This window comes from Dehalobacter sp. DCM, assembly GCF_024972775.1.
GTDB lineage: Bacteria > Bacillota > Desulfitobacteriia > Desulfitobacteriales > Syntrophobotulaceae > Dehalobacter.
Genome location: NZ_CP092282.1, coordinates 4015124 through 4032487, shown reverse-complemented (window position 1 = coordinate 4032487; position 17364 = coordinate 4015124). Strand labels below are relative to the sequence as shown.

General features: G+C 45.6%; 17 protein-coding genes and 1 other annotated feature. Of the genes, 13 read left to right on the top strand and 4 right to left on the bottom strand.

Annotation, left to right across the window (positions count from 1 at the left end; all coding sequences use genetic code 11):
- The first annotated feature begins 226 nt into the window (after positions 1-226).
- The 3 genes from yqeK to leuS all read left to right on the top strand — a co-directional run bounded on the left by yqeK (position 227) and on the right by leuS (position 3807).
- Positions 227-811 (top strand): bis(5'-nucleosyl)-tetraphosphatase (symmetrical) YqeK, encoded by a 585-nt coding sequence (gene yqeK / locus LPY66_RS18860; RefSeq protein ID WP_443112502.1) that lies wholly within the window; start codon positions 227-229, stop codon positions 809-811.
- Positions 812-813: 2 nt separating this feature from the next.
- Positions 814-1155: a ribosome silencing factor gene (gene rsfS, locus LPY66_RS18855; RefSeq protein ID WP_337985784.1), complete on the top strand. Its 342-nt coding sequence runs from the start codon at positions 814-816 to the stop codon at positions 1153-1155.
- A gap of 165 nt (positions 1156-1320) precedes the next feature.
- Positions 1321-3807 (top strand): leucine--tRNA ligase, encoded by a 2487-nt coding sequence (gene leuS, locus LPY66_RS18850; RefSeq protein ID WP_337985783.1) that lies wholly within the window; start codon positions 1321-1323, stop codon positions 3805-3807.
- Between the two features lie 137 nt (positions 3808-3944).
- On the opposite strand, the gene LPY66_RS18845 is transcribed toward leuS, so the two are convergent.
- Positions 3945-4220 (bottom strand): hypothetical protein, encoded by a 276-nt coding sequence (locus LPY66_RS18845; RefSeq protein WP_337985782.1) that lies wholly within the window; start codon positions 4218-4220, stop codon positions 3945-3947.
- Positions 4221-4411: 191 nt separating this feature from the next.
- On the opposite strand from LPY66_RS18845, the gene LPY66_RS18840 reads away from it, so the two are divergent.
- The 5 genes from LPY66_RS18840 to holA all read left to right on the top strand — a co-directional run bounded on the left by LPY66_RS18840 (position 4412) and on the right by holA (position 9624).
- Entirely contained in the window at positions 4412-4999 is a 588-nt protein-coding gene (locus LPY66_RS18840; protein ID WP_337985781.1) for a helix-hairpin-helix domain-containing protein, read from the top strand.
- 42 nt (positions 5000-5041) lie between these two features.
- Positions 5042-5647, top strand: a complete 606-nt coding sequence (locus LPY66_RS18835) for a DUF4131 domain-containing protein (protein WP_337985780.1) — start codon at positions 5042-5044, stop codon at positions 5645-5647.
- 15 nt (positions 5648-5662) lie between these two features.
- Positions 5663-7570, top strand: a complete 1908-nt coding sequence (locus LPY66_RS18830) for a ComEC/Rec2 family competence protein (RefSeq protein WP_337985779.1) — start codon at positions 5663-5665, stop codon at positions 7568-7570.
- Positions 7571-7696: 126 nt separating this feature from the next.
- A complete protein-coding gene (locus LPY66_RS18825; protein WP_337985778.1) occupies positions 7697-8215 on the top strand; it encodes a peptidylprolyl isomerase in 519 nt (172 codons plus the stop codon).
- 344 nt (positions 8216-8559) lie between these two features.
- The gene (gene holA, locus LPY66_RS18820) at positions 8560-9624 is read left to right on the top strand and encodes a DNA polymerase III subunit delta (protein WP_337985777.1); all 1065 of its coding nucleotides are present in this window, start codon (positions 8560-8562) and stop codon (positions 9622-9624) included.
- A 176-nt stretch (positions 9625-9800) separates the two neighbouring features.
- Here the strand turns inward: holA and rpsT are convergent, their stop codons facing one another.
- Together rpsT and LPY66_RS18810 are read right to left on the bottom strand one after the other, a co-directional pair.
- On the bottom strand, positions 9801-10067 hold the full coding sequence (gene rpsT / locus LPY66_RS18815) for a 30S ribosomal protein S20 (RefSeq protein ID WP_337985776.1): 267 nt from the start codon (positions 10065-10067) through the stop codon (positions 9801-9803).
- A 261-nt stretch (positions 10068-10328) separates the two neighbouring features.
- Positions 10329-10592 (top strand) — a binding site (T-box leader).
- The gene (locus LPY66_RS18810; protein ID WP_337985775.1) at positions 10558-10707 is read right to left on the bottom strand and encodes a hypothetical protein; all 150 of its coding nucleotides are present in this window, start codon (positions 10705-10707) and stop codon (positions 10558-10560) included. It overlaps the preceding feature by 35 nt.
- A 134-nt stretch (positions 10708-10841) precedes the next feature.
- On the opposite strand from LPY66_RS18810, the gene LPY66_RS18805 reads away from it, so the two are divergent.
- The 5 genes from LPY66_RS18805 to LPY66_RS18785 all read left to right on the top strand — a co-directional run bounded on the left by LPY66_RS18805 (position 10842) and on the right by LPY66_RS18785 (position 15785).
- Positions 10842-12032, top strand: coding sequence for an ABC transporter substrate-binding protein (locus tag LPY66_RS18805; RefSeq protein ID WP_443112501.1), 1191 nt, complete (start codon positions 10842-10844; stop codon positions 12030-12032).
- A 34-nt stretch (positions 12033-12066) separates the two neighbouring features.
- A complete protein-coding gene (locus LPY66_RS18800; RefSeq protein ID WP_337985773.1) occupies positions 12067-12942 on the top strand; it encodes a branched-chain amino acid ABC transporter permease in 876 nt (291 codons plus the stop codon).
- Between the two features lie 246 nt (positions 12943-13188).
- Positions 13189-14172, top strand: a complete 984-nt coding sequence (locus tag LPY66_RS18795; protein WP_337988139.1) for a branched-chain amino acid ABC transporter permease — start codon at positions 13189-13191, stop codon at positions 14170-14172.
- A 133-nt stretch (positions 14173-14305) separates the two neighbouring features.
- Positions 14306-15073, top strand: coding sequence for an ABC transporter ATP-binding protein (locus LPY66_RS18790; protein WP_337985772.1), 768 nt, complete (start codon positions 14306-14308; stop codon positions 15071-15073).
- The gene (locus LPY66_RS18785; RefSeq protein WP_337985771.1) at positions 15066-15785 is read left to right on the top strand and encodes an ABC transporter ATP-binding protein; all 720 of its coding nucleotides are present in this window, start codon (positions 15066-15068) and stop codon (positions 15783-15785) included. Before LPY66_RS18790 ends, LPY66_RS18785 begins: the two co-directional genes overlap by 8 nt.
- On the opposite strand, the gene LPY66_RS18780 is transcribed toward LPY66_RS18785, so the two are convergent.
- Positions 15782-17161, bottom strand: coding sequence for a stalk domain-containing protein (locus LPY66_RS18780; RefSeq protein ID WP_337985770.1), 1380 nt, complete (start codon positions 17159-17161; stop codon positions 15782-15784). The two genes, LPY66_RS18785 and LPY66_RS18780, sit on opposite strands and share 4 nt — an antisense overlap.
- Between the last annotated feature and the right edge of the window lie 203 nt (positions 17162-17364).

Genomic DNA, 17364 nt, shown 5'->3' with positions numbered 1-17364 from the left:
ATTTTGAGGATTCGTTGGAATCTATCATATCCGGTTTGAAAATACTGGTTTATCTTAAATCTCCAGACCCTGGACCCGAAGGGATACGGTACAGCTTATGTACCGTATCTTTGTTCATATATCCTGGTACACGGTTCTTTAAATATGTTAGCAATTTGAGTAACTAATTCGAGAATGGTCTTCTAGCACTCAGGAAGGTTGATATAGTGTGAATAGTATGGATAGTGTGGATAGTCGACTTGCTTATTTCAGATTGCTTGCTGAAGAAATGCTGACACCGGAAAGACTCCAACATTCACTGGGTGTGGAGGCTTTAGCCGCAGAGCTTGCGCCAAAATACAATATTGTACCGGATGATGCGCGTCTTGCCGCGCTGGTCCATGATTTAGCTAAGGGTTATTCCCTTGAAGAACAGATACGCAGAGCAAAGGAATTGAAACTGATTGTGTATCCTCAGGATATAGAAAACCCTCAGGTTCTGCATGGCAGATTGGCAGCCTACATGCTGGAGCATGATTATGGGGTAGGAAACCAGGATATATTGCAGGCAGTGGCTAACCATACGTTGGGCAGACCCAATATGTCGCCCCTGGAGATGCTGATTTACAGCGCGGACTTGACGGAACCGGGGAGAGACTTTCCCGGAGTAGACAAGCTCCGCCAGAAGTTGTATCATGACCTTAGAGAAGGTACGTTGGCTTGTGTCGAACATACGTTGAATTACCTTAACATGAATAAGAAAAGGGTTCATCCGCTGACAGCGTTGACATATGCGTCATTAAAAAGCGAGTGTGATTCTAAGGAGGTATGAATTTGGAAATTAGTCCGGACCAGTTGCAGAAAGTCGTTGGTTTTATCGAGGATAAAAAAGGTCAAAATATATCTATATTGGATTTAAAGGGGATTTCCATTATTGCCGATTATTTTATGATAGCCACCGGAAACAGTACGACCCAGACGAAAGCAATTACCGAACATTTAGTTGAGAAATTGCCTGAGGCAGGTATCAAAGTCATAAGGACTGAAGGCCTCCCTGAGGCCCAGTGGGTACTCATTGACTGTGGCGATCTGGTTATACATATAATGACGCCGGATACCAGAGAATTTTACAGTTTGGAAAGGCTATGGGGCGACGCGCGTACAGTTACTTTCTAATAACGTGTACCTGTCTCTTGGCGATTAAGCTGATTTGAGATTTATCTGTGTAAGCATTGGCAACATGAAGGGAGTCACTCTCGTCCCTTGAGGATGAGAGTTTTGCTTTGATAAAGAGAGCACGTTATTGCACTTGGCCTATTTATAACATGGAGGCGTAGTATCATGCGGGAAAGATACCAATTTGATGAAATTGAAGCCAAATGGCAAAAAAAATGGCTGGAGGAAAAAGCGGGGAAAACTGACGAAGATACAGGCAAAGAAAAATTCTATGCACTGGCGATGTTCCCGTATCCTTCGGGGAACTTACATATGGGACATGTCCGGAATTATTCGATCGTTGATGTTATAGCCCGGTTCAAACGGATGCAGGGTTATAATGTACTTCATCCCATTGGTTGGGATGCATTTGGCTTGCCTGCAGAAAACGCTGCCATTAAGAACCAGACACCTCCAGCCGAATGGACCTGGAAGAATATCGCCAACATGAAGCGCCAACTTCGTGAGATGGGGATATCCTATGATTGGGATAGAGAAGTGGCCACGTGTCACCCGGAGTACTATCGCTGGACACAATGGATATTCAATCAATTTTACAAACATGACCTTGTGTATAAGAAGAAGGCAGCAGTAAACTGGTGCCCGTCCTGTGCCACTGTACTGGCAAATGAACAGGTCGTTGATGGTGCCTGTGAACGGTGTGATACGGTGGTTACCAAAAAGGACCTGGAGCAGTGGTTCTTTAAAATCACGGATTATTCGGAGCAGCTATTAAACGATCTTGATAAGCTCGCCGGATGGCCGGAAAAGGTTAAAACAATGCAGCGCAACTGGATTGGCCGTTCCGAAGGAGCTGAAGCCCAGTTCAAGGTCGAGGGCAGCGATGATAAAATAACGGTCTTTACGACCCGACTGGATACGATCTATGGCGTTAGTTATGTCGTTTTAGCCCCAGAACATCCATTAGTCTCTCAATTGGTTACAGGAACCACTTACGAGGGAGACGTGCTGACCTTCATTGAAAAAATGAAAGGCTTGACCGAAATAGCCCGGACATCCTCTGAAGCTGAAAAAGAAGGACTATTTATTGGTCATTACTGCATTAATCCGTTAAGCGGTGAACGCGTGCCGATATGGATCGCTAATTATGTTTTATTTGAATATGGAACAGGCGCTGTCATGGGTGTTCCAGCTCACGACGAGCGTGACTTTGAGTTCGCCCAGAAGTATAAGCTGCCGATCACACGGGTCATTTTAGACCCTCAGATGGCTGCTTCCGATAAAGACATACCGATGCCGGCGGCCTTCATTGAAGATGGGATCATGGTAAACTCCCAGGAATTTGACGGACTCGATAATCATACGGCGTTGGAACGCATGGCGGAGAAATTAGTCAAGCTCCAGCTTGGCGTGCGCAAGGTGAATTATCGTTTAAGAGATTGGCTCATTTCTCGTCAGCGTTATTGGGGTGCGCCAATACCTATGATCTATTGCGATACATGCGGCGTCGTACCGGTGCCGGATAATCAGCTACCGGTGCTCCTACCGGATGATGTCGTGTTTAAATCCGGAGAAAACCCGCTCACCACGTCGGATAGCTTTGTGCATACGGTTTGTCCGAAATGCGGTGCGCCCGCCCGCAGAGAAACTGACACTATGGATACCTTTATGTGTTCCTCCTGGTATTATCTCCGATATTGTGATCCGCGCAACACGGAGAAGGCCTTTGATGAAAAGGCCGCAGACCGATGGATGAATGTGAACCAATACGTCGGCGGTGTTGAACATGCTATTTTGCATCTGCTTTACTCTCGGTTTTTTACTAAAGCGCTTAGGGATTTTGGCTATCTGCATGTGGATGAACCATTTGAAAATCTGCTTACACAGGGCATGGTCTGTATGGATGGCTCCAAAATGTCCAAGTCCAAAGGAAACGTCGTCAGCCCGGAAGAGATCATCTCTAAGTACGGAGCGGATACAGCCCGTATGTTTATTCTCTTTGCGGCCCCACCGGAGCGCGACTTGGAGTGGAGCGATCAAGGCGTTGAAGGGTGTTTCCGCTTTTTAAACCGTATCTGGCGTTTGGTTGGTCAGCTGCAGGAGGGAATCCAAAGTTGTGCCGGTAATCACGGTATCAGCTCCGACGCACAGGATGCGAAAGCAAAACAGATGCGTTTCAACACGAACATGACCATCAAGAAAGTGACCAATGACATTGGCGCGCGGTTCAATTTCAATACGGCAATTAGTGCGATCATGGAATTAGTCAACGCGCTGTATCTCTATAAAGAAGAAAAAGTAGTCGATTTGGCCGTAACGAAGGAAGGCGTCGAAACGGTCATTAAACTGCTGGCACCGTTTGCGCCTCATATCGCCGAGGAACTGTGGCAGGAAATCGGCCAATCAGGCAGTATTCATCAGCAAGCCTGGCCGGTAGCAGACGACGCCGCTTTGGTTGAAGACGAAGTGACGATCGTCCTGCAGGTTAATGGCAAAGTCCGAGATAAGGTACAAGTCCCGGCAGAGATATCCAAAGAAGAGCTGGAAAAACGTATCCTGTCCTCTGATAAAGTGAAGCAGCACCTGGAAGGCAAAGACGTGATGAAGGTAGTGACGGTTCCCGGGAAATTAGTCAATATCGTTGTGAAATAGACGGAAAGGCTATGTCAGAGAATATTGCAGGGGATAGAAAGGCGATACCGCCGAACTGATTATTCAGTGGCAGCGGTATCGCTTTAAACAATGTCCAGATTTATGAGCAGAAGACAGAGAAACGAAATGGATAAGCACTAATACAAATAAGGGTATGGGCCATAAGCATAACGCGCACCAGAGGCGAATCCCGCGCCGTAGGCAAAGGGAACTGCCAGAGCCAATGAGGCTATCGCCAAAAATGGGAGAAATAAGAATCCCGGGTTATCGGAATGAAAAAGAATACCGTCTCTGCGGATTTCAGCAATTTCCCCGTGATACGTGTGTCCATCAAAAAGGCTGATTGTAGCGCGGGATCCAACATACGGTGCCAGCATCGAATAATTAACCGAATTTCCTTTAAACAATGTCATAAAACGTCAGTACCTCCTTATATCATAATTACCATATTATGGCTATTATAGTTTATGTACCGAAGCGTAAAGGGGAACATACGAATTTAAGCCAGAAAGAGGAACTAATAAAAATTATTTGTGGTAAAAAAAGGAATTTGTCCGCTTGTGGAGAAATATGGTATATATTGGGAGTGTAAGGGGTCGATTCGGTGAATCAAAGAATCAAAATAATTTGGTGGTGTGTCCTTGGTACCTTGCTGATAAGCGCAGCAGTCAGAATGCTATTGCCTGTCAAATCGCCGGTAACCATCGATCAGTCCGAGGAAAATAGACAAATCGTTGTGTATATTACCGGTGCCGTCGAACATCCCGGATTGCAGCATCTGCCTATAGACGCCAGATTGAATGATGCACTGAAAGAAGCTGAACTGACAGCAGACGCTGATCTCGACAGTTTAAATCCGGCACAAAAGCTTAAAGACGGACAGAAAATTGTTATTCCGACGAAAACCGATAGCGAGGATGCGTCTGATCCTGCAGCGGGTAATGTCTCCGGCGGAACAGTCGGAGGCGGCACAAACAGTTCGAGCGCCTCATCGGGAAAGGTCAATGTCAATACCGCAGGGCTCAGTGAATTAGACACGATACCCGGCATCGGACCGGCTATAGCCCAGCGGATCATCGACTACCGAACCCAAAACGGTCTATTTACGGATCCGGAAGATATTCAAAGTGTTTCGGGTATCGGTCCAAAGAAGTATGAGCAAATGCAGGCTTATATCACCATTGGGCCGTAACTCATCATGTATTAATTTATGATAAAGGGTTGAGGTCCGGGCATGAAGGATATTTTTGTCCGACTGGCGGCTGCCGTTTTAGTTGGCGGGTTTATCTCGGTCATTACTGTTAAAGAAGTATGGGTTTACTTGTTTTTGTTTTGCATGCTGCTGTTTTTAGGAATCGTCTTTGTTTGGAAACCTCGCGATTTTGTCGGCCGCATGGTTAAACCGGAGGTCATACTGGTCGCGTTCAGCCTTCTTGTAGGATTTATATGCGGTATACCTGCCGAAAAAAAGGTGGCTCCGCCATTAATAATTGACAATGTGGCGATCCAAGGAAGGCTTATGAATTGGTCGATGGATGGGACAGCAGGCCGCGGCATGCTCCTCGTTGAAGATGGCGAGCAAAGAGTCAGTTCGCGCATGGGCTGTACCTATAATCTAAGGGTCTATCCTGATGATCATGGTAACTATTTGGCGGGATGGGATGGTGTAAGGGCTGGTGATCATGTTACGTTCACCTGTCGTCTCGAACAGCCAAAAACACCCGGGACAGACGGAGAATTTAACCTTCCGCTGTATAATGCAGTCAGAGGTATAAGCGGAACATTGACAGCCAAAGGCGATGTTGCTATTGTTGAAGCCGGTGTCCCTGGATTCACATGAAGGGTCAAACAGCATGTGCGGCGTCTTTTAGCCCAGAAATGGCCAGACCAAGCCGGCGTTCTTGAAGGGATTTTGTTTGGCGATGCCAGCCGTATTTCTTCAGAAAAACTGGAAATGTATAAAGCATCCGGTGTTATGCATGTCTTTGCCGCGTCCGGCTCAAATGTAGCCTTTATTATCGTTTTGGGGTGGCGGCTTTTTGCGGGGCTCCCTAAGCGAATAAGAATAATTGGCACGATTGGTGTCATCATTTTCTATGCTGCCTTATGTGATTACAGTCCACCGATTTTAAGAGCGACGATTCTGGGCATCATTGTATTAAGCGGTCGTCTGGGAAAAGGAAAAGTCGCTGCTTTGCGCTGGCTTCTTTTAGCGGCGGTCATTTTATTCTTATGGAACCCACTATACCTTCGGGATACGGGCTTTCAATTGTCTTTTGCAGCTGCTTGGGGAATATTAACACTGGCGCCATTGCTTGAAAGATCTCCAAAGTTAACGTTCCTTCCCCTGATCCTACGTCCCGTTACGGCTGTTACCTTAAGTGCTCAGATTGCCACACTGCCCATTTTGATCGCTTGTTTTCATCAGTTGTCTTTGATAGGGCTCATTACAAATATCTTCATTCTTTTCTTGCTAGGCGCTGTATTACAGTTCGGGCTAATCGGAACGGTTCTTTCATTTGTACCTTATATCTCCGATTTTGGCTCCGGGGTATTTTATCAGGCAGCAATTTGGCTGCTGCTGTTTGCCGATCAGTTATTAAGCCTATGTGCTGGTTCTCCCGGGGCGTATTTTTGGGTGCTGAATCCGGGAGCCGCTTTTTATCTGCTGTGGTACGGCGCAGTGGCGGTCGTCATCGTGGGAAAGAAGAAGATAGCGTTCATTGTCATTGTACTTATCAAAAAAGCGTTCCGTTTAGCCTGTAACGGGATTGATATTTTCATTGCCAAGTTCGGGAGTATGACATGGTTAAAGAAATACGGGCCTATTTCTCGAGTCATAATTAATCATCGTGCTCTTATCAGCATACGGAAAATAGGCTGTGCCCCAGGTCGGGAATTCTGGACCAAGACAGGAACAATTTTATTCCTCCTCATCATAGTAGCCTGTCTATACCTACCTTCAGGCGATAACAGGCTCGAGGTCACGTTCCTTGATGTGGGGCAGGGCGATTGTATTTTGGTCCGCACATCGCGGGAGACGCTGCTGATTGATACCGGGCCGAAAACAGCCTATTCAGATGCTGCAAAAAAAATCATTGTTCCGTATTTGATGGAAAAAAGGATCAATTATCTGGACATGGTTTTTATTACACATGAAGATGGTGATCATATTGGTGGTGCAGACTATCTGCTGGCTAATATACCTGTTGGAAAAGTATTGCTGCCGAATGTCGGAGAAAGATTAGAAAATAATGCCTGGCAAGCAGGGTTGCCGTCTGAGTATCTGCATGATGAGAATAAACATGACGTTCTTAATGCCGGTGACCGCCTGCGGTTTTCGACGGGACTCCTTATCGATGTCCTGGCACCGGTATCCGTCATCCAAAATACCGATGCGGATCCGAATAACAATTCGCTGGTGTTATGTTTGGAACATCTTGGTGAAAGGATTTTGTTAACGGGGGATATGGAGATAGAAGAAATGAAAACAATAAGCGATCGGGGCGTGGAGTGGGATGCTGATTATATCAAAATCCCCCATCACGGAGGCAAGAGTTCATTTGACACAGCCTGGTTTGATCAGACGAGTCCACAAGCGGTTTTTATCATGGTTGGACGCAATAGTTTTGGACATCCTTCCGATGAGGTACTTGCCTATTGGCAGGATAGAGGTATACCCGTATACCGAACAGATAATAACGGGACAATCAAACTAATTATTACTAAAAAAGGCACACAAATTATTTGCGGCAGGCAATAGTGGAGCCATCCCGAATTTTTAATTTTAGTATATTTATGTTATAATCAACATCTGAACATAAACATTGACTAGTTAACAAACAAGAAAAAACACAAGCACAAAGAATAAACAAAGGAGCATTGACTAATGGAGAAACCTATTATTACCATCGAAATGGAAAATGGCGACATAATCAAAGCAGAACTCTATCCGGAAATCGCCCCGAACACAGTCAATAATTTTATTTCGCTGATCCAAAAAGGCTACTATAACGGTCTGATTTTCCATAGAGTCATTCCGGGCTTTATGATCCAAGGCGGATGTCCACAGGGTACAGGAACGGGTAATCCGGGGTACAGTATCAAAGGGGAGTTCTCCGAAAACGGATTTAAGAATGACCTGGAACATTCTCGGGGCGTACTTTCCATGGCGCGTTCCAGAATGCCGAACTCTGCCGGTTCACAATTCTTTATCATGGTTGATGACGCACCGCATCTCGATGGTCAGTATGCATCGTTTGGTAAGGTGTTTGAAGGCATGGAGAATGTGGATAAAATTGTGTCCGTCAATAGAAATTTCCAGGATCGGCCCAATGAGCCGCAAGTTATTAAAAGTATAACAGTGGATACCAAAGGCGTTGATTACGCGGAACCTGAAACCCTATAAGGATTCCGTTAATATCATTATCCCATGGCATTAACGGCTGTAATAGCATGCGTATACAGCTGAATATCACTGCGATAACACTGCGAATAATTTTAGGGTCCTTAAAAATAAAAAGATAAAAAATATAAAAAAATGAATAAAAAGAGGAAGTGCATGGAAATAATACCAAATGAACATCTCTTTTCTCCTCCTCTTTCTTTCCCCTTCATCAGTGAGGGGGACTTTTTTTATTGAAATGGCTATTTTTATGCGCTATATTTATTACGATGTAGAAAAAAAAGAAATATCAAATGTGATCGCGAGTTGAAAAATTACCGGGCGCTGTTGATTGGATGGGGAGAAAGATGACATTGGATGCAGTTAAAATCGATATTGCAAATAACAAAATTCCCATGATCTATCTGTGGTATGGTGAAGATCGCTATTCCCTTATGGAAGCGGTTACAACGATAAAAAGGCATTATTTGCAGGAGGACCCTTCAGGAAGCAATATTGAGATCCTGAACGGAAAAGAACACTCTCAGGAAGATATTGTTCAGGTCGCAAATACGACTGCCTTTTTTTCCGGGAAGCTAATCATTGTCGACGATTTTCAGTACTTTAACTCCGGTAGAAGCAAAGGTAATATTGACACGGATAGTGAAAACGAGGAGTTGGAGTCGGCTGGGTCAGATAAGGGCAGCGATTCTGAGGCGCTGCTCGCGTACTGCCAGAATCCGAATCCATCCTCGTGTCTCATCGTGATTACAGAAAAAGTTAACAAAGGCAGGAAATTGTATAAGGAAATCAACAAGTGCGGGAAAATCATTGAATTCCCATTTCCTAAAGGTCAGACTGAATGGATTGCCTGGGTGCAAAAGGAAGCTCGTCAAAACGGAAAGAGTTTAAATACAACGACAGCTTCTTTTCTCCTGGATTGGGCAGGGCATCAGACCGGCATTCTCAGTCAGGAAATAGCCAAGCTGGCGTTATACACAGGGGAAAAACAAACGATCGGGGTCGACGATATTCAAAAGATCTGTTTGCCGATGATTGAAACCACCGTGTTTGCTATGCTGGATGCGATTGCGTCGGGCAATAAAAAAGAGGCATTACGGAAAATGCAGGAGGTACTTGGTCAGGAACATTACCTCAAAGTGCATACGATGATCGTCAGGCAAATTCGCTTGCTCCTTGCGGCAAGCATCTGGCGGTCCCGGCGTGGAACGGTCAATGACTTCATGGAGACCGCCGGAATAAGGACACCCTTTGAGGGCAATAAGATCTTTCAGCAAGCGGCTTCTTTTTCCCCGTCAATTCTGGCTAAGGCCATGGAGAACTGCCTGCAAACAGAACTTGCCTTAAAAAGCAGCGGGGGCGACCCCCAGCTTCTGTTGGAGATGATGGTCATTCGGTTATGCAGTAAATAGACGCATATCCGAATTAAAAAACATCCCAAATTCGCCATCGATGGCGAATTTAGGATACTGTATCTTTCCAGGAAGCAAAATGAAAAACATATTTCTAAGTATAACTAAGGCTTTCGCCCGCGCCATAAGGCATGGGGAAAGCCAAGTTTTCTAGTATATGATGTTATTCAGTAATCTTAGCTGGCTTTATTTGCCTGAAATTTTTTAGCCATTCTGGATTTTTTGCGGGCAGCTTTGTTTTGATGGATCAAACCCTTGGCAGCCGCTTTATCAAGCGCGCGGGATGCTTTTTGCATCACCTCGGCAGCGTTTTCAGCGTTATTGTTTACAGCTTCTTCAAAACGACGAATAGCGGTTCGTAAGGAAGATCTGGCAGCAGCATTCTTAGCATTCTGTAACTTGCTTAGTTGTACTCTTTTGATCTGCGATTTAATATTTGGCATTACAGTCACCCCCTTCGAAACATAGAACTACCGCACGTTTTTTAGACAAATGTTATTTTACCATATATCATCAAGACTATGCAACTTAAATTTACGATAGAATGGGAAAAACATGATTAAAACATCATTTTAAAAACTTGAATTACAATATTAAATGCAACACATTTTAAAAATCACATCTTAAAAATGATTAATTCTTAAAAAAACTATTGACCTCTCAGGGGAAAATTGATAATATAAAAAACAATCATATAGTGCTTATTAAAAGTGATGACGAGGCAAAGTAAACAAATGGGATCTTTTCAGGGAGGAAACGTCTTGGACTGAAAGCGTTTCTAAAGTATCGGTTGTTGAAGGTTCGCCTCTGAACTTCCTGGCTGAACCCTAGAGGAAAGTAGGTCGGGACGGAGACTTCTACCGTTAAAAGGAAGGGGGTATAAGGAAGACATTTCCCGTACCTGCTGAAAAAGAGGGATCTTTAAAGATCCAATTAGGGTGGTACCGCGAACACTTTTCGTCCCTTACACGGGATTAAGGGTGTTTTTTTATTGCCGGCCTGGGATGGCCGAATGGCGCGGATGCCATGGAAGGCGTAGAAGCTGCTGCCGCCGCATTTTTCAGTAATGTACTTGTTGGACATATCTTCTCGTACTCTTAAAGAGAGGGTTAGGGTTATCTAACCAACTGGGGTGGTACCGCGGAAGGCCACAGCTTTCGTCCCGGCGAAGGCTGTGGCTTGTTTATTTTTAAATTTTAATTACAGGAGTGAAGATGATGAAAAGAAAAATCAAAGGTCTCACCGGGATGGCTGTTATCCTCTTATTAGTAGTCAGTTTGGTATTGGGTGGATGCAGTTCCAGTGATAAACCGAGCAACGGCACCGGCGGTCAAGCGGAATCGTACAAAATTGGAGCGATTCTTGATATCAGCGGAACATCGTCGTCATTGGGCGTTCCCGAACGGGATACGCTGCTGATGATGGTCGATAAGATCAATGCCCAAGGGGGCATTCAAGGGCACCCGATCGAGTTGCTCATCGAAGACAATAAGAGTGATGAGACTGAAGCGGTTCTTGCCGCAAATAAGCTGATTGAAAAAGACGTTGTGGCTATTTTAGGCTGCAGTGCCAGCGGTACGACGATGGCCATTGTTAAGCCTGTGCAAAATGCTAAAATCCCGTTGATATCCATGGCAGCCGCCAGTAGTATTGTTGAGCCGGTTGCCGAAAGGCAGTGGGTATTTAAAACGGCACAAAGCGATATCATTATGATCAAGAAGATCATGGAGTATCTGCAGAAAAATAGTATGACGAAGATCGCGTTCATGTATATGAATAACGCTTATGGCGATAACGGGAAAAAAGCGATCGAAGCGGCCGCAACACAATCTGGGGTTTCCATTGTGGTGGAAGAAAAATTTGACGCAACCGATAATGATATGACCCCGCAGCTGACCAAAGTAAAAAGCAGCGGCGCTCAGGCTGTGGTTGTATGGGCGATTCCCCCGTCAGCATCTATCCTGACCAAAAACTTCAAGGAACTTGGATTGACGATCCCCCTGATTCACAGTCACGGCGTAGGTAATCAAAAATTCATAGAGCTGGCCCAAGGTGCTGCAGACGGTGTAATCCTGCCAATTGGTAAAATGATTGTTGCTGACCAGATCGCCGATTCAGATCCGCAAAAAGCAGTGCTCACCCAATATATCACCGATTATCAAAATAAATATCAGAGTATGCCGAATTCCTTCGGCGGCTATGCAGCAGACGCGTTAAGCATATTAGTCGCAGCCATCGAAAAGGCAGGTACTGATCCTGCGGCGTTACGGGATCAATTGGAAAAAACCCAGGGCTTAGTCGGTGTATCCGGTATATTCACGATGACGGAACAGGATCACAATGGGTTAAGCGAAGACTCGACTGTCATGGTGCAGATCGAAAACGACAAGTGGAAACTCCTTCAGTAACGGGGCACTATTTTATTGACAACGGAGTGATCGTATGGGAGAACAATTACTGCAGCTGTTATTCAGCGGGCTGACACTGGGAGGCATATATTCCGTTATTGCCCTTGTCTTGGTGATCACTTATAAAATCACCGGCATACTGAATCTGGCGCTTGGAGAATTTCTTGTTCTTGGCGCACTGCTAACTGTAACCTTTAAAACAATGGGGATGCCGCTGATTGCGGCTTCCCTTCTCGCTATGCTTGCAGTCGCCCTGATCGCCGGTGCTCTCGAACGGCTGACGGTGAATAAAGTGCGTGGAGCCAGCGGGTTAACGATGCTGATTATAACCATCGGTATTGCCATAGCGCTTCGAGGGCTGGCATTACTCATTTGGGGCACAGACACCTATTCCCTGCCCGCCTTTACTTCGAGCAAGTCGATTATTGCCGGTGGAGCTGCCTTAAACCCGCAAAGCATTTGGGTCTTATTGCTGGCTGGGATTACTCTGATCGGCGTCAATCTCTTCTTTGGGCGAACTTACTGGGGAAAAGCGGTTACCGCGTCAGTCCTTAGCCCAACCGGAGCGCGGCTTCAGGGAATCAATCTCAGCACGATCTCACTGGCGGCGTTTATCTTTTCCGGCGCACTGGCCACGGCCGCAGGCATTTGTATCGGGCCGGTGACCATGATCACGTATGACATGGGTTTTATGCTGGGAGTTAAGGGATTTATCGCAGCGACGATTGGGGGGTTAGGGAGCGTATCCGGTGCAGTCATAGGCGGATTAATTTTGGGACTGCTGGAAGCGTATAGCTCCGGATTGATTTCTTCAGGTTTAAATGATGCCATATCTATTATCATCCTACTGGCAGTCCTTATGATCCGCCCTGAGGGGATTCTCGGTGCTATTCGTACACGCAGGGTATAACCCGATAAGCAAACTATTGATCCAATAACAATTAGTGTACTGTCTCGCTGACAATTCGGTTTACTGCTTGCCTAAATTTCCATCTGCGTCGTTGTCGTCAGTCGCCGTAGCTACGGCTATGCCTCCATCCTTCGCCTAGCAGGCTGAAAATTTATTCGGCGCAGTAATTCCAAATATCAACGAGACAGTACACTAGGCCCTGTAATCTGGATACGTCATTTCGTAAGGAGCGGATTTGCTTTGAAAATAGGTAAGTTAAACTTTAAATACAGCGGAGCCTTTATGATGCTGGCATTGCTCATTATACCGCTCCTGCTGAACAGCAATTATATTTTTGGTACGATGATCGTGATTGGTTTATATACCATTATTGTCCAGGGGCTGGGAATCCTGATGGGGTATGCCGGGCAGGTCTCGTTTGGGCATGCCGCATTTTTTGGTTTGGGTGCCTACACGGCCGCTATACTGACCACCCGTTTTCATTGGCCGTCGCTAGCGGCACTCATCGTGGCTATCGTTCTTCCCGGAATCGTAGCGGCCATCATAGGCCGACAAACCCTGAAGCTGCGTGAGCTCTATTTGGCCCTTGCTACCCTTGGCTTCGGAATATTCATTCACATTGTATTTACGGAGGGCGGCGAAATCACCGGTGGCCCTTCAGGAATCAGCGGGATCCCGCATTTGGGGATCGGGCGTTTTGTATTATCCGGCGACAGGGAGTTTTATATCCTGGTATGGCTCATTTTGGTACTGGTGTTAATCGGTATACGGAATCTTGTGCGGTCACGATCAGGCAGAGCGTTGTGTGCCATCCGGGAGAGTGAGTATGCGGCCGAAAACGCCGGCATCGACTGTGTTCATCTGAAATGGCAAGCCTTTATCTTCAGTGCGTTGCTGGCGGGTCTGGCAGGCGGTCTCTATGCCTTCTATGTGACGTTCATCAGTCCTTCGCCATTTACGTTTCACGCATCCGTTCAATTCGTGCTTATGGCGGTGATCGGCGGTCTCGGGACCTTTTGGGGTCCTTTGCTTGGCGCTGCGGTTGTTGTCGCCTTAAGTGAGATTCTCAAGGAACTGGTACCGCTGATTATCCCGGGGGCCGGAGGGGAATATCAAATTATTATCTATGGAATCATCCTGGTGACGCTGATGATCTACCGGCCACAGGGATTAAGCAGCATCGGTCAAATTCTGCGCAAATTAAGCGCAACTGCCGTTAAGCATCATTAACCGGCATATGTATTATAGAAAGTACGAGAGGTTTTTCACGATAATGCCATGCATTTAGCTATTTTGTCTAAGAACGATTACGAACGATTATAAACAAGGATCAGTCCAAGAAAAACGGAGGAAGGGATTTCATATGCTCCTGGAGTTACGTGCAATTACAAAACATTTCGGCGGCATCATGGCGGTTAAAAATGTCGGTTTTGGGGTCGAGGCAGGGAAAATCACTGCGTTAATCGGACCGAATGGGGCAGGCAAAACCACCCTGTTTAATCTGATCACCGGAACCTATTGTCCGGATGAAGGCGAGATCCTATTCGACGGAAAGGCGATAACCGGGATGAAGCCTTATCTGGCCGCCCGGGCCGGGGTGACGAGAACATTTCAGAATCTGCAGCTATTCGCTGGTATGACCGTTTTGGAAAACGTGATGACCGGTGCTTACCTGCAGGGTAAAAAGGGCTTCGTTCAATCCTTTTTCACCTATCCTGACCGCTCCCGTGAAGAAAAGAGAGTACGTCAAGAAGCGATGAAGCTGCTCGAGGACGTCGGATTAGCGGAATCGGCTAATATGTTAGCCTCTGTGCTACCCTTTGGCCAGCAGCGTCTATTGGAAATTGCCCGATCACTGGCGTCACATCCAAAGCTTATCCTACTCGATGAGCCGGCAGCGGGACTTAATGCAGCCGAATCAGAGGTCTTGACAGACTACTTGAAAAAGCTTCGCCGTCAGGGGATGACGATGGTATTGATCGAGCATGACATGCAAACAGTCATGCAAGCAGCCGATAAAATTGTTGTCTTGAATTTTGGAGAAATCATCACCGAGGGAAGTCCGGTCGAGATCCAGACTCACCCGGAAGTCATCAAAGCCTATCTGGGGGAGGATGAGCAGATTGCTTAAAGTGAACCATATTGATGTTTATCATGGTTATGTTCATGCACTGAAAAATGTTTCTTTGCATGTTAAACAAGGAGAAATATTGGCAGTCCTGGGAGCGAATGGTGCGGGCAAGAGCACCCTGCTGGGGACACTCGCCGGGTTATATAAACCGAAAGCCGGAGAAATTATTTTTCAGAATAAAAAAATAACCGGCCAGGCACCTGATAAAATCGTCAGGGCCGGCATCAGTCTTATTCCAGAAAAGAGAGAGATTTTCAGTGGTTTAAGTGTTCAGGATAATCTGTTGCTGGGGGCATTTCATCGTTATCGTCAGGATAAAGCAGATATCAAACACGATGCTCAAGAAATCCTGGAACTATTCCCGCTATTGCAGGGCAGAGAAAAGGATCTGGCGGGAAGTCTAAGCGGCGGTCTTCAGCAGATGCTGGCGATAGGCAGAGCCCTAATGGCAAGACCGTCACTCCTCTTGCTCGACGAGCCATCCATCGGTCTTGCGCCACTGGTCGTACGTGAAATCATGGGTATTCTCGTCCGCTTGAAAGAGTCCGGCGTGACGGTTGTTTTGGTGGAACAAAACACAAAGTCCGCCATAAAGGTGGCGGACAGTGTGCTTGTTATGGAACGGGGCGAGATTGTTCATGCTGCGAGCTCGAAAGATGCTGTTTCTGATACCTTGCTTCAGGAAGCATACCTCGGGCGGGTAAGAAGCTAATTTAACAATGAATCCAGCGCTTGTAACGCTTGTTCATCATTAATATTAATAACCTCGGCAGCCGAAGGCGGGGTGATATCGGGGATAGGGGTGTTAATATTGAATAGGCTCGCCTGTCCGTTGATCGTCAACTGCACCAGGAAAGCCTCGGGGATATTCATTTGGAAATTGAAGGAAAAAGTCTCTGAATTAGGGATATTATCTTTGATGGTGATCGTCATTGTCGTATCGAAGACGAGGGCATCCACTAATTCTTTCATTTCAAGCATTTCAGTGAGTGACATGTCGTCGCTGCTGCCGCTGATTTGGTTGAGATTGGCGACCAACTTAAGCAAATCAGCTTTATTGAGTTTCCATGTATAAATGGTTTCCGCACCTGTCGTGCTGCAGGTAAAATGCTCATTGTCAACTAGGAAGAGCATCGCTGAGAGGGCCGAGTTTATTTCTTTAAAGGTGTTGATATCAACAGCACTGATTGTGTTCAGATCCGAGTAGACATCCGAATTCAGCAGATCTGAGTTTTGTTGATTTTTAAGATCCTTGAAAGTGGTAACACCGTCTTGTTCCAACATGGCGAAGTCACCTTGAAGCCATTTCGTGCCAATTTCCGTTTCCAACAGGTTCGATTTCAGATAAAAGTTTTTATCGCTGGCAATCATATCAAAAGTGATTTGATTTCTATTCCCTAACTCGGCATAAAGAGGTGTATTTTCGATACCGTACAAATTGATGACAGCGTTGCAGATGGCGCTGTTCTCGCTCATTTTTCCGGTTATGGTGATATCTCCTTTGATATCGTATGCTTTGGAAAGCGTTTCGGATGACGCAGAAGCGCTGTCATGCGGGGTAAATTTGAATGCAAAATTGATAGTTTCCCTAAATTCGCCGGTATTTACCGGACTGTATTCATGCATGACATAGTCATAAAAGACAGGGGCTTTTATTTTGATTTGATCCATAAAATACTGGTAATTAATGAGCACGATGGTCTTATGTCCACGGTCGTAGTATATCTGAGAATGTAGAAAATCTGACAGGGCACTTAACTGAACATAGGTTGTTCCATTGATAATTTTGTATTTGTTGCCAATGGTAATTTTCGTCTTTACCCCATTTTGTTCAATGATCAATTGTTTATTGGCCCATTGCGGTTTCGCTTTGAGTGCAGTGCAGAAAGGTTTTAATGGCACGAGGAAATCGCTGCCGCCATTGATTAATTTGGGCGACGGATTAAGAACAAGGGTTTTGCCATTATATTGGATTTTGATAACCGGAGCAGGAACCACGTTGGTTTCAGCAGCGTAAACCGGCATGGCGCTTGCTAAAAAAAGAACAAAAACAATCAGAAATGCAGTCAATTTCTTTTGAAACTTCAATTCTATTCCTCCTTATGATTTTAATTTCATTTCTTTACGTTACCGCGATAAATCGCTTCAGGCACGCATATGCACAATTATAACACAATTGGCATAATGTGGCAATTGAGGCGCAGTAATAATGGACAGGTTTTCATCGATCATTATCGACAATCATCACCGATAAAAAAGGCAGCGTCGCCAACACTTTTTGAAGTGTTGCG

What these genes read in the sequence shown, in the direction of transcription:
- leuS (WP_337985783.1), top strand. Translation starts at nt 1,321, where the DNA reads ATGCGGGAAAGATACCAATTTGATGAAATTGAAGCCAAATGGCAAAAA.
- LPY66_RS18845 (WP_337985782.1), bottom strand. Translation starts at nt 4,220, where the DNA reads ATGACATTGTTTAAAGGAAATTCGGTTAATTATTCGATGCTGGCACCG.
- LPY66_RS18835 (WP_337985780.1), top strand. Translation starts at nt 5,042, where the DNA reads ATGAAGGATATTTTTGTCCGACTGGCGGCTGCCGTTTTAGTTGGCGGG.
- LPY66_RS18825 (WP_337985778.1), top strand. Translation starts at nt 7,697, where the DNA reads ATGGAGAAACCTATTATTACCATCGAAATGGAAAATGGCGACATAATC.
- holA (WP_337985777.1), top strand. Translation starts at nt 8,560, where the DNA reads ATGACATTGGATGCAGTTAAAATCGATATTGCAAATAACAAAATTCCC.
- rpsT (WP_337985776.1), bottom strand. Translation starts at nt 10,067, where the DNA reads ATGCCAAATATTAAATCGCAGATCAAAAGAGTACAACTAAGCAAGTTA.
- LPY66_RS18810 (WP_337985775.1), bottom strand. Translation starts at nt 10,707, where the DNA reads ATGTCCAACAAGTACATTACTGAAAAATGCGGCGGCAGCAGCTTCTAC.
- LPY66_RS18805 (WP_443112501.1), top strand. Translation starts at nt 10,842, where the DNA reads ATGAAAAGAAAAATCAAAGGTCTCACCGGGATGGCTGTTATCCTCTTA.
- LPY66_RS18800 (WP_337985773.1), top strand. Translation starts at nt 12,067, where the DNA reads ATGGGAGAACAATTACTGCAGCTGTTATTCAGCGGGCTGACACTGGGA.
- LPY66_RS18790 (WP_337985772.1), top strand. Translation starts at nt 14,306, where the DNA reads ATGCTCCTGGAGTTACGTGCAATTACAAAACATTTCGGCGGCATCATG.